Source organism: Aeromonas sp. 600724, assembly GCF_049175135.1.
GTDB lineage: Bacteria > Pseudomonadota > Gammaproteobacteria > Enterobacterales > Aeromonadaceae > Aeromonas > Aeromonas veronii_A.
This window is the reverse complement of sequence record NZ_JAAKUM010000025.1, coordinates 34590-46500: the sequence shown is the minus strand read 5'-3', so window position 1 is coordinate 46500 and position 11911 is coordinate 34590. Positions and strand designations below refer to the sequence as shown.

The window sequence follows — 11911 nt, the reverse complement described above, 5'->3', positions numbered from 1 at the left end:
GCGGGAATAGCTCAGTTGGTAGAGCACGACCTTGCCAAGGTCGGGGTCGCGAGTTCGAGTCTCGTTTCCCGCTCCAATCTCTCTTCGAAGTTTTCATAATCCCTCTGAATTGCCCTTCACATCGCGTTGCGATGCTTTGTCGTATCTGGCGTTTACTCAGCGAGTCTCCGCCGCCTTCTGCGAACAGGAAGGTGGTACGGGTTCATTGTGCGGGTTTTACGAGGGAAAGGTGGTTGGCAGGAAGAATTGCGGGCAAAAAAGAGGAGGGGCCTTGGCTCCTCCTGCATGATTCACTGGCGCGGGCTTAGACCAGAGTAACGTTCTCAGCCTGAGGGCCTTTTTTGCCCTGGGTCACAGTGAACTGGACTTTTTGACCTTCAGCCAGGGTTTTGAAACCGGTGCTCTGGATGGAGGAGAAGTGAACGAATACGTCCGGACCCTGGGATTGTTCAATAAAGCCAAAACCCTTGGTTTCGTTGAACCATTTTACTTGGCCGGTGCGAATGTCAGACATGTGCTAAATCCTATCAATAACAAAATGAAACTAAGCCCGTGCTGGGCTGCATTTGCCTTGCAAGCAGGGGTTGGCTCATGACTGACCACGTCTCTTTGTCCCAGTAGCACGTAGAACAATCCCTGTCTAAAGCACAAACGATTGTACGTTAGCGCCGATCCTTGTCAATTTGACCCCTTTCGTTTTTTGAACAAGCTAAAAATATTGTGAAGTCAGTAGCTTATTTGAAGATATTTGACTGAAAAAAAACGGGAGGCCAGCGCCTCCCGTGTTGTTATTCCTTGAGGGCGAACCCTTCGCCCTGCCGGTCGTAGCGGTAAACCGCCTGACCGTAGGAGCGGATCTCCACCCGCTGGATGCGGCGGGTGTCGTCCACCAAGATGAAGATAGAGCGGCCCGATTGCAGGCGGGTCAGGGGGCGATCCGGCCCCTCGATGGCGATCAGGCGGCTCAACTCGGCACCGGGTAACTCGAATTTACGCCAGATGGAGTAGAGGGTCTCACCCGCCTGCACATCGTGTTGCAGCCAGGTACCGTTGACCTTCTCTTCGACCGGCTTGGCTGCCGCGGGGGCACTGCCTGCCGCGCCATTACCGACAGTTAGAGCTTGAGCAGGCACGGCCAGCGGCACTTCCAGCGAGCCGGAAGGGGCGGCTTTGGGGGCGGATGGTGCCGGCTCCCAGGCCAGCACCAGCAACCAGAGCGGGATCAGGATCAGCAGACCTATGGTGTTTTTGCGGGGCAGCGGGCTGGACAGCTTGAATTTGCCTGCTTTGGCATCCTGGCGGCGTTGACCGAGGTTGCTCATCCCTTGGCCAAAACGTTGGCGCAGGGACAGGGTCGCGGCATTGATGCGATGGAGCAGGGATCCTTGTGATTCGTCTTGGCGACGCTGCTGGGCTCGTCTGTTATGGCCTCGTGGGCGACGGTCCGGGGTGGGCACGGCATTTACCTCTCACTACATTGCCTGCCATCAGGCAAATTCGCCGCCTATGGTAAACGGACTCGCCCCCGAGGGGGAGAGTCCTGAGGCGGAAAATTATCAGCTGAGACGAAATTGACCCAGTAATTGCTGCAATTTGTCGGCCGCCTGACGCAATGCCTGACTGGCTTTGGCCGTTTCGGTCGCATCCTGAGCAATGTCGTTGGCCAGTGCGTTGGTTTTTGACAGGTTGCCGGAGACGGTTTCTGAGACCGAGCTCTGCTCTTCGGCGGCGGAGGCGATCTGATAGGTCATGTCGTTGATGGTGGAGATGGCCTGGTAGATGCTGCCGAGCGCCTCTTCCGCCAGATCCGCTTCGCTCACTGCCTGATGGGTCAACTGCTGGCTCTGGGTGATGGCGTTGACTGCATTGGTGGAGCTGAGGCGGATCTTCTCGATCAACTCCTGGGTATTCTGCACCGCCTGCTGGGTATTGCCTGCCAGTTTGCGCACCTCGTCGGCCACCACCGCAAAGCCGCGGCCTTGTTCGCCAGCCCGTGCAGCCTCGATGGCGGCGTTGAGGGCCAGCAGGTTGGTCTGATCGGCAATCCCCTGAATGACGGTGAGGATGCTGGTGATCTGGGCGCTGTCGTGGGCCAGCCCTTCCACCACTTCGGCCCCTTTGCCGGCTTCTGCTGCGACCTTGTGCATCGACTGGATCACCTGCTGGAAGCGCTCCTTGCCCTGATCGGCTGCGCCTTGCGCCTGTTTGGCCGAGTCGGCGGTGTTGTTGGCGTGGGTGGCGACCTCCTGACTGACGTAGGACATCTCCTGCACCGCGGTCAGCATCTGCTCCATTTCCGCCTGATGGTGCTGCAGGTTGTTGTCGGTCTGACCGGCGATGCGGTCGGTATCACCGGCATAACGGTTCACCTCGCTGGCAGTCTTGAGCACATCCCCGAGCAGCCCTTGCAGCTTGTCGATAAAGCGGTTGATCCCCTTGGCGAGATCCCCCAGCTCGTCGACAGATCGGGTTGCGAGGCGCTTGGTGAGATCCCCTTCCCCATCGGCGATGTCATCCACCAGGCTGACCATCTGACGGATGGGGCCAGTGATGCTGCGGGCAATCACCAGCATGGTGGCCAGCGCCAGCACCAGTACGATAACGGCGCCCACCAATTGCTGGGTCACTGCGGCCCGGTTCATCTCATTGAGCTGGCTCTCCAGCTGATCGGCCCCCGCCAGTACCACCTTGTAGGGCAGGGTGACGATGATGGCCCAGTTGCGGCTCATTCCCGGCACCATGATGGGGACGGAAATACGGAATGAGTCGTCCAGCTCCTGACGCTGAACTTCCGGTTTCAGGTACTGCTGCCACTGGTCGCCCAGCACCTTACTTGCGCTGCTACCGAGCAGGCTGGCATCACCGCTGGTGCCGGTGATGACACCGGCGGCGCTGACGATCAGGGTTTCGCCCTTGCCGTCATAGATGTTGCTGTTGAGGCTCTTGGCCTGACGGCTGATGGAGTCCACCGCCAGATCCAGCGCGGCGATCCCCTTGAACTGACCATCCACCATGATGGGGGTGGTGATAGTGCTCACCAGCACCTGCTGACCGTTGATATCCACCTTGAAGGGATCGATCAGACAAGAGCGCCCTTCCCGTTTCGGGCAGGCGTAGTAGTCGTTGGCGGGATTGCCGAATTCGTCCGGGTCGGTTTTTTCGATGGAGAGCAGCAGATCGGTACCGATTTGATCTTTGTCGCGATAGAAGTAGGGCACGAAGCGCCCTTTGTCGTCACTGCCCAGCGCACTCTGGCCAGCAAAGCTGGCATCCTGACCGTCGAAACCGTTGGGCTCGAAGCCGGCAAAGGCGCCATAGAGCTGGGGCTCCAACGCCAATTGTGCCTTGAGCAGGTCGGTGGCCTGCTGGCGATCCAGCGGCAGTTTGCCCTGTTGTTGCAGGGCGAGGGCGCTGGCCATCTGCTGGGTGTAGGAGAGCCCTTTTTGCAGCAGTTGGGTGATGGTGGCCGCCTCGGCGCGGGCATTGGCGCTGACCTTCTGCCATGCCTCCTGTTGCAGCGCTTCACGGCTGGAGCTGATGGTCAGTTGTTGGGTCTGTTGGCCGGAGTATTGGTTGAGCAGGATCAGGATGACCAGGGCTGCGGTCATGGCGATCCCGGCCATCACTAGAATGCGATTCTGGATAGAACGGAACTGCATCGTCTCTTCCTTGTTCGTGAGAAGTGTGGTGAGCGTTATTTGGGTATCGACCGGAGGAGGCAGCTCTCCAGCATTGTGCATAGCAAATCGGAAACGGGGCTTCTGTTTTGCGATCCTCTTCAAATATCGGGCTACAGATGCAAATGGCGACAGATTTACCCCCCTACTTTAGCCCGCAATGGCGTCATGGTTTTCCCATCCGTGATTGTCGGTGCTAAAATGCGACGGTTTTTTTTAACGAATTGGCCCAAGGCCCTCTACACAAGGCTTAAAGATGAAAGTCAAAACCCGTTTTGCTCCCAGCCCGACCGGCTTTTTGCATGTCGGCGGTGCCCGTACCGCACTCTATTCTTGGTTGTTTGCAAAGAACCAGGGCGGTGAGTTCGTGCTGCGTATTGAGGATACCGATCTGGAACGTTCCACTCAGGAGGCGATCGACGCCATCATTGAGGGCATGGAATGGCTGGAGCTGAACTGGGATGAGGGCCCCTACTACCAGACCAAGCGCTTCGATCGCTACAACGGTCTGATCGACGAGATGCTGGCCGATGGCCGCGCCTACAAGTGCTACTGCTCCAAAGAGCGTCTGGAAGCACTGCGCGAAGGCCAGATGGCCAACGGCGAGAAGCCCCGTTACGACGGCAAGTGCCGCGACCACGCCCACGATCACCCTGCCGATGCGCCGCACGTGATCCGCTTCCGCAACCCGACCGAAGGTTCCGTGGTGTTCGATGACCACGTCCGTGGCCGCATCGAGTTCGCCAACACCGAGCTAGACGATCTGATCATCCGCCGTACCGACGGCGCGCCGACCTACAACTTCTGTGTTGTAGTCGATGACTGGGATATGGAGATCACCCACGTGGTGCGTGGTGAAGACCACATCAACAACACCCCGCGCCAGATCAACATCTACAAGGCGCTGAACGCGCCGGTGCCGGAGTTTGCCCACGTCTCCATGATCCTGGGTGACGACGGTGCCAAGCTCTCCAAGCGCCACGGTGCCGTTTCTGTGATGCAGTACCGCGACGACGGCTACCTGCCGGAAGCGCTGCTGAACTATCTGGTACGTCTGGGCTGGTCCCACGGCGATCAGGAGATCTTCAGCCTGGAAGAGATGATCAAGCTGTTCAGCCTGGATGCCATCTCCAAGTCCGCCTCTGCCTTCAATACCGACAAGCTGCTGTGGCTGAACAACCACTACATGCGCAGCCTGGATCCTGCTTATGTGGCCAAGCATCTGGCATGGCACATGGAAAACCAGAAGATCGACACCAGCAATGGCCCGGCGCTGGCCGAGGTTGTCACCCTGCTGGCCGAGCGCTGCAACACCCTGGTTGAGATGGCTGCCCAGAGCCGCTATCTGTTCGAAGAGTACGAAGCCATTGACGAGGCGGCCGCCAAGAAGCACCTGCGTGGCGTCGCTGCCGAGCCGCTCACCTTGGCCAAAACCAAGCTGGCTGCACTGGATAGCTGGACCACCGAAGCGCTGCACGAGCTGATTGAAGCGACCGCCGCCGAACTGGGTCAGGGTATGGGCAAGGTTGGTATGCCGCTGCGCGTAGCCGTCACCGGTCTGGGTCAGTCTCCTGCTATCGACGCGGTAATGGCGTTGGTAGGTAAAGAGCGTGTTCTCGCTCGTATCGACCGCGCACTGGCTTACATCGAAGCCCGCATGGCTGCCGAGTAAGTGCTGCCGAGGTGGCAGGCGAGGGGATAACCTCGCTCTGCCATATGCTGAATAGCAAAAATCCGAAACCACTGGTTTCGGATTTTTTTATGGTCGGGAGCGGCGGCAGGGCACAACGCGGTCATGCCCGACCAGGGCGAGCAGTCAGGCGAGCTTGAAGGAGTGGATCTGGCTGTCGAGCTCCTTGCTGTGCTGTTCGACCAGCTCGGAGGCCTCTTGCAGCTCGCGCAGCACCACGACGGAGCCTTCGGCGATCTGCTTGACCTGTTCCAGATTGCCGCGCATCTCTTCGGCGACCGAGCTCTGCTGCTCGGAGGCGGCTGCGATGTGGCGGTTCATGTCGGCGACACCTTGTACCCGCTGCACTATGGTGGCGAGCTGGGTTCCGGCCTGGGTCACCTGTTCCACCCCCTTGTCGGCCTGGCGCACGCTCTGGGCCATCAGTTCGGCGGCCTGACCGGCATTGCCCTGCAGTTGTTCGATCATCTTCTGAATTTCGACGGTGGCAGCTTGAGCCCGGTTGGCCAGCTCGCGCACTTCGGAGGCCACCACGGCAAAGCCACGACCCGCTTCACCGGCGCGGGCCGCCTCGATGGCCGCGTTAAGTGCCAGCAGGTTGGTCTGCTCCGAGATGCCGCGAATGGTGTCGACCACAGATCCAATGCGCTCGACCCCTTGCTCCACCTGATTGACCACGGTGGCGGAGCGCTGGATGTTGTCGGAGAGGGTGTCGATGGTGCTGACGGTATCGGCGACGCAGCGGCTCCCCGCTTCTGCCAGCTGGCTGGTTTCGGCGGTGGCGTGAGAGGCCTGATCCGCATGGGCAGCCACTTCGCGAATGGCGCCGACCATCTGGCTCATGGCGCTCGCCAGCTGTTCGATCTGGGTGAACTCTTCGTTGATCGCTTCGTTGGCCTCCTCCATGCAGAGGGTGACCTGAGAGGCGATGTCGTTGAGCTCCTTGCAGGCGGCGCGCTGGTTGTTAAACACTGCTTTGAGGTTCTCCTGCGAGTGGGAGACCGCCTTGGCGATGTCACCGAATTCATCCCGAGATTTGAGCAACACCTTGTGACTGAGATCCCGCTTGGCGAAGCGCTCCAGCAGATCCACCAGATAGTGCACCTGCTTGACCATCAGGCGGGAACCGGTCATCAGCAGGATCACGAACAGCAGCCCCATGATGGTGGTCTCCATCAGGCCGCTCCAGAGCAGGCGGTCGGCAATGGCGTTGGCTTTGTCCGGATCAAGCCCCTCGCTGAGCAGGGTGGTCTCCAGATTGTTGGTATCAAACCAGAGTTTGGTCAGTAGCAAAATGGTACTCACCACCATCAGCAACACCACTTTCGGCACCAGCCGAATGTTGCTCATCCGCTTCTCCAGCAGGTTCAACTGCATCGTAAAATCTCCTTTGAATATCGCTTTTCCTTTGCCCTCAAGGCTATCGGCATTATCTTCTCTTTTATTAATTCGCACTGTGCTTAAAGTTGGAAAATGTATGCGACATCACTTAACTCATCTACGGGCGATGGATCTGCTGATGGCATTTCTGTCGATTGTCTCGGTTCTGCTGGTGACGGCCCGCTGGTGGGGCCACGAAACCCTGACTCCCCAGACCCTGCAGCTCTTCTATGACCTGGACAGTCTGATCTGCTACTTCTTCCTCGCGCATTTTGCTTATGGCTGGATCCGTGCTCCAGACCGCAAAGCCTACTTCAAGGCAAACTGGTTCTATCTGCCGGGTAGTCTGCCGATGGTGGAGCAGCTGCGTTGGGCCCGACTGCTCCAGTTGTGGCGGGTCTATCAACTGTTCAAGGAGCACCCGGATCTCTGGGCCATGTTCCGTCGCGAGCGCAACGAGACCACCCTCTCCGGCATCCTCTTCCTCTTCGTCCTGCTGCTGGGATTGGGCTCCGGCGTCATGTACTGGATTGAGTCGGGCCAGCCCGGCAGCCAGATTGAGACCCCCTATGACGCCTTCTGGTGGACGCTGGTGACCCTGTCGACCGTGGGCTATGGCGATCTGGTACCCAAGACCGAGGAGGGGCGTTTTGTCGCCAGCCTGCTGATCCTGTTCGGGGTCGGTCTGTTTGGTGCCATAAGCGGTTTTATGGCCAGCATCTTTTTGCAGCCTGCCAAGGAGAGCGAGACCGACAAGTGGCGTCATCACTACAACAACCAGCAAGAGGAGTTGCTGCGAGAGATCCGCGCCCTGCGCAGCGAGGTGCGGGAGCTGAAAAACAAGTGAGGCCAAGGGCGGGCAAGTTGCGAGGTGACTCGCAACTCCGCGCTTTATATCCGGGGGGAGCTGCTTTTTCTTTGCTTGTCCTTTAGCCTGCTGGCGGCTTAACATTCAACCTCTTGTCCACACCAGAAAAAGAGAACCGATCGACCATGCGCGCCCTTCTCGGGATTTTGATCTGCTTGTGTGCCCAACAGGCACTGGCCGATACCCGTTATGTTTCAGACAACATCTTTACCTATATCCACAATGGCCCGGGTACCCAGTACCGGATCCTTGGCAGCGTCAAGGCTGGTGAACCGCTGGAGGTAAAGGCGGTGAACAGCGAGGCCGGTTTCACCCAGGTGGTGGACGGTCGCGGCCGCGAGGGGTGGATCAAGAACAGCGAACTGCAGAGCCAGATCAGCCTGCGCGAGCGTCTGCCCCAGGTGGAAAAAGAGCGCGATGAGCTTAAAGATCGCCTGCAGAACCTCAACGGTGACAACGAGAAACGCTTCACCGAGAAGGATGGTCAGATCGCTGCCCAGAGCAAGGAGATCGCCGCCCTCAAGGCTCAGCTGGTCAGTCAGGGTGAGGAGATGAGCAATCTCAAAGAGCAGAATGATGCCCTGACCCAGAGCTACGACAACCAGGAGCACGACATGCAGATGGACTGGTTTATCCGTGGTGGTGCCATGGTGGGGGCCGGTATTCTGCTTGGCATCCTGCTGCCGATGCTGCCCCGTCGTCGCAGCCGCGGCGATCGCTGGATGAACTGACAGCATCTGGCTGAATGAATTGCTGAGAAGGGTCGCCGTGGCGGCCCTTCTTTTTTGGGGCGCATTGGAGACATCCACTATTGGACGGAATGCGTGACTGCTTTGCGACAGGGTGGTGGCAGATCGTATACAAAATGAAGTCAGATGACCCTCACGCTTGCTGGCGTATTGGCTTCAAAAGGGAGTTCATGGGGGGAATGAGCGATCTTTGTTAAAGATTGGCAACAAATTCATTTCATATAGGGTGCAATATTGTATACATTATCGGCGTTTCGGCGGCGCGTCCGCCTTTGTCGATATCAGCCCTAGGGCGTACAGGAAGACCCCATATGTTCAAAGCTACTCAAGTGCTTGCCGCTGACTATATCCCCTCCGATCTGGCCGCCCTGCGCGAAGCCATCACCCAAAACTACGTGGTGGATGAAAATGCCTATCTGGCCGAACTGTCGGCCATGCTGCCGGGGGATGGCGCCTCGCTGGAGCAGGTGACCCAGCGTGCCCGTACTCTGGTGACCAAGGTGCGCAAGGAGAGCGGCTCCGGTGACGGTATCGACGCCTTCCTGCAGGAGTACAGCCTCGATACCCAGGAGGGGATCATCCTGATGTGTCTGGCCGAGGCGCTGCTGCGCATTCCCGATGCCGAGACCGCCGACGCCCTGATCAAGGACAAGCTCTCCGGCGCCAACTGGTCCTCCCATTTCCGCAAGAGCGACTCTACTCTGGTCAACGCCTCCACCTGGGGGCTGATGCTGACCGGCAAGATCATCAAGCTGGACAAGAAGCTCGACGGCAACCCGGCCAACCTGCTGGGGCGCATGGTCAACAAGCTGGGCGAGCCGGTGGTGCGCTCCGCCATGTACGCCGCCATGAAGATCATGGGCAAGCAGTTCGTGCTGGGGCGCGACATGAAAGAGGCGCTCAAGGCGAGCCGCAAATCCCGCGAGCTGGGTTACACCCACACCTACGACATGCTGGGTGAGTCGGCACTGACCATGCAGGATGCCGACAAGTATCTGACCGATTACCGCAACGCCATCGAGGCGGTCGGCAACGAGCGGATCAGCGACGGCGGCCCGGCCCCCTCCATCTCCATCAAGCTCTCGGCACTCCATCCACGCTATGACGTGGCCAACCGCGAACGGGTGCTCGGCGAGATGTGCGAGCGGCTGGTGGGGCTGGTGCGTCTGGCCCGCGACAAGGATGTGGCCATCAGCATCGACGCCGAGGAGATGGACCGCCTCGAGCTGTCGCTGGATCTGTTCGAGCAGCTCTACCGCTCCGATGCCAACCGTGGCTGGGGTAAGCTCGGCATGGTAGTGCAGGCCTACTCCAAGCGCGCCCTGCCGGTACTCTGCTGGCTCACCGCGCTGGCCCGCGAGCAGGGTGACCTCATTCCGGTGCGACTGGTAAAAGGCGCCTACTGGGACAGCGAACTGAAATATGCCCAGCAGGCGGGCCTGCCCGGCTACCCGCTCTTTACCCGCAAGGCGGGCACCGATATCTCCTACCTCGCCTGCGCCCGCTACCTGCTGAGCGAGCCGACCCGCGGCTTTATCGCCCCCCAGTTTGCCACCCACAATGCCAATACCGTGGTTAGCATTCTGGAGATGGCTGGCGATCGCCAGTTTGAATTCCAGCGTCTGCACGGCATGGGGGAGGAGCTGCACAACGCGGTGCTGAACGACAATCCCGGCCTGCACTGCCGCATCTATGCGCCGGTCGGCGCGCACAAGGACTTGTTGCCCTATCTGGTGCGACGCCTGCTGGAGAACGGGGCCAACACCTCCTTCGTTCACAAGCTGGTGGATCCCAACACCCCGGTGGACTCGCTGGCCGAGCACCCGCTGCGCACCCTCAAGCGCTACTCCGGCTTTGCCAACGACCGTATTCCCCAGCCGGTGAACCTCTTCACCGACCGCAAGAACTCCAGCGGCGTCAACATGAACATCCTCTCCATCCAGCGCCCTTTCTTCGCCCGCTTGAAAGAGCTGGAGAGCAAGCAGTGGCTGGCCGGCCCCATCGTCGATGGCGAGACCCTCAAGCGCAGCGAGGCACGAACCGTGCTGAGCCCGCAGGATGTGAGCCTCACCGTCGGCAAGATCCACTGGGCCGACGAGCAGGCGGTGGAGCAGGCCTTGGCATCTGCCCACGCTGCCTTCCCGCGCTGGCGCGAAACCCCGGTGAGCGAGCGGGCCGCCGCGCTGGAGAAGCTGGCAGATCTGCTGGAAGCGAACCGCGAGCAGTTTGTCTCCCTCTGTACCCGCGAGGCGGGCAAGCTGCTGCAAGATGGCATCGACGAGGTGCGTGAAGCGGTGGATTTCTGCCGCTACTACGCGGTGCAGGCCCGCAGCCTGATGGGGCAGGCGACCCTGCTGCCCGGCTACACCGGCGAGCAGAACGAGCTGTTCCTGCAGGGGCGTGGTGTCTTTGTCTGCATCAGCCCGTGGAACTTCCCGCTGGCGATTTTCCTCGGGCAAATCGCAGCTGCGCTGGCTACCGGCAACACCGTCATCGCCAAGCCTGCCGAGCAGACCGGCCTTATCGCCCATCTGGCGGTGACTCTGGCCCATCAGGCCGGTATTCCGGGCGAGGTGCTGCAACTGCTGCCCGGTGACGGCGCCACCGTCGGCGCCAAGCTGACGGCGGATCCGCGCATCGGCGGCGTCTGCTTCACCGGCTCCACCGAGACCGCCAAGCTCATCAACATGACCCTGGCCCAGCGCGATGGCGCCATCCTGCCGCTTATCGCCGAGACCGGCGGTCAGAACGCCATGATCGTTGACTCCACAGCCCTGCCGGAGCAGGTGGTGCGCGACGTGGTGAGCGCCGCCTTCCAGAGCGCCGGTCAGCGCTGTTCGGCCCTGCGGGTGCTCTACCTGCAGGAGGAGATCGCCGAGCGGGTACTGGAGATCCTCACCGGCGCCATGCAGGAGCTCAAAGTGGGCAACCCGGCCGAGCACAACACCGACGTCGGCCCGGTCATCGATGCCGAGGCCAAGGCCGGTCTCGATGCTCACCTCGCCTACATGATGTCGCGCGCTCGCCTGATTGCGCAGGCGCCGATGCCTGCCGCGACCATGGAAGGGCACTTCGTCCAGCCGACCGCACTGGAGATCGGCTCCATCCGGGAGCTGGCCAAGGAGCAGTTCGGCCCCATCCTGCACGTGGTGCGCTACGCCACCCGGGATCTGGACAAGGTGATCAGCGACATCAACGGTACCGGTTATGGCCTGACGCTCGGGATCCACAGCCGCAACGAATCCCACGCCGAGGAGCTGGCGAGCCGCATCAACGTGGGCAACGTCTACATCAACCGCAACCAGATCGGCGCCATGGTCGGGGTGCAGCCGTTCGGCGGGCAGGGGCTCTCCGGCACCGGCCCCAAGGCGGGCGGCCCCCACTACCTGAGCCGCTTCGTCACCGAAAAGACCCGCACCATCAACACCACTGCGGTGGGGGGCAACGCCTCCCTGCTGGCGATGGGCGATGCCTGAGCCGCGTCGATAGTGGCCGGATACGGGATACCGGATAACAACGGGCCGCCTTCGGGCGGCCTCTTTATTTG

At 60.3% G+C, this 11911-nt stretch carries 8 protein-coding genes and 1 tRNA gene; 5 read left to right on the top strand and 4 right to left on the bottom strand.

What is annotated here, in order from left to right; translation table 11 throughout:
- Positions 1 to 76, top strand: a tRNA-Gly gene (locus G5168_RS19495).
- A gap of 228 nt (positions 77 to 304) precedes the next feature.
- Here the strand turns inward: G5168_RS19495 and G5168_RS19490 are convergent.
- From G5168_RS19490 to G5168_RS19480, 3 genes are all read right to left on the bottom strand, one after another.
- Complete coding sequence (locus G5168_RS19490) at positions 305 to 514, bottom strand: cold-shock protein (RefSeq protein ID WP_005338972.1); 210 nt, start codon at positions 512 to 514, stop codon at positions 305 to 307.
- A 274-nt stretch (positions 515 to 788) separates the two neighbouring features.
- Positions 789 to 1457 carry a LysM-like peptidoglycan-binding domain-containing protein gene (locus G5168_RS19485; RefSeq protein WP_103250429.1) on the bottom strand — a complete coding sequence of 223 codons (669 nt, stop codon included), beginning with the start codon at positions 1455 to 1457 and terminating at the stop codon, positions 789 to 791.
- 99 nt (positions 1458 to 1556) lie between these two features.
- Complete coding sequence (locus G5168_RS19480) at positions 1557 to 3659, bottom strand: methyl-accepting chemotaxis protein (RefSeq protein ID WP_227342005.1); 2103 nt, start codon at positions 3657 to 3659, stop codon at positions 1557 to 1559.
- Positions 3660 to 3933: 274 nt separating this feature from the next.
- Between G5168_RS19480 and gltX the strand changes: the two genes are divergently transcribed.
- Positions 3934 to 5349, top strand: coding sequence for a glutamate--tRNA ligase (gltX, locus tag G5168_RS19475; RefSeq protein ID WP_206876676.1), 1416 nt, complete (start codon positions 3934 to 3936; stop codon positions 5347 to 5349).
- 144 nt (positions 5350 to 5493) lie between these two features.
- Here gltX and G5168_RS19470 read toward each other — a convergent pair whose 3' ends face one another.
- Entirely contained in the window at positions 5494 to 6744 is a 1251-nt protein-coding gene (locus G5168_RS19470) for a methyl-accepting chemotaxis protein (protein WP_421252602.1), read from the bottom strand.
- A 100-nt stretch (positions 6745 to 6844) separates the two neighbouring features.
- Between G5168_RS19470 and G5168_RS19465 the strand changes: the two genes are divergently transcribed.
- The 3 genes from G5168_RS19465 to putA all read left to right on the top strand — a co-directional run bounded on the left by G5168_RS19465 (position 6845) and on the right by putA (position 11840).
- Positions 6845 to 7594 (top strand): potassium channel family protein, encoded by a 750-nt coding sequence (locus G5168_RS19465; protein WP_266135366.1) that lies wholly within the window; start codon positions 6845 to 6847, stop codon positions 7592 to 7594.
- Between the two features lie 146 nt (positions 7595 to 7740).
- Positions 7741 to 8346, top strand: coding sequence for a TIGR04211 family SH3 domain-containing protein (locus G5168_RS19460; protein ID WP_005335443.1), 606 nt, complete (start codon positions 7741 to 7743; stop codon positions 8344 to 8346).
- A gap of 329 nt (positions 8347 to 8675) precedes the next feature.
- On the top strand, positions 8676 to 11840 hold the full coding sequence (gene putA, locus G5168_RS19455; RefSeq protein ID WP_421173173.1) for a bifunctional proline dehydrogenase/L-glutamate gamma-semialdehyde dehydrogenase PutA: 3165 nt from the start codon (positions 8676 to 8678) through the stop codon (positions 11838 to 11840).
- Positions 11841 to 11911 lie beyond the last annotated feature (71 nt).

Excerpts from the sequence above, each read along its gene's own strand:
- G5168_RS19480 (WP_227342005.1), bottom strand. The coding sequence starts at position 3,659 with ATGCAGTTCCGTTCTATCCAGAATCGCATTCTAGTGATGGCCGGGATC.
- G5168_RS19470 (WP_421252602.1), bottom strand. The coding sequence starts at position 6,744 with ATGCAGTTGAACCTGCTGGAGAAGCGGATGAGCAACATTCGGCTGGTG.
- gltX (WP_206876676.1), top strand. The coding sequence starts at position 3,934 with ATGAAAGTCAAAACCCGTTTTGCTCCCAGCCCGACCGGCTTTTTGCAT.
- G5168_RS19465 (WP_266135366.1), top strand. The coding sequence starts at position 6,845 with ATGCGACATCACTTAACTCATCTACGGGCGATGGATCTGCTGATGGCA.
- G5168_RS19490 (WP_005338972.1), bottom strand. The coding sequence starts at position 514 with ATGTCTGACATTCGCACCGGCCAAGTAAAATGGTTCAACGAAACCAAG.
- G5168_RS19460 (WP_005335443.1), top strand. The coding sequence starts at position 7,741 with ATGCGCGCCCTTCTCGGGATTTTGATCTGCTTGTGTGCCCAACAGGCA.
- putA (WP_421173173.1), top strand. The coding sequence starts at position 8,676 with ATGTTCAAAGCTACTCAAGTGCTTGCCGCTGACTATATCCCCTCCGAT.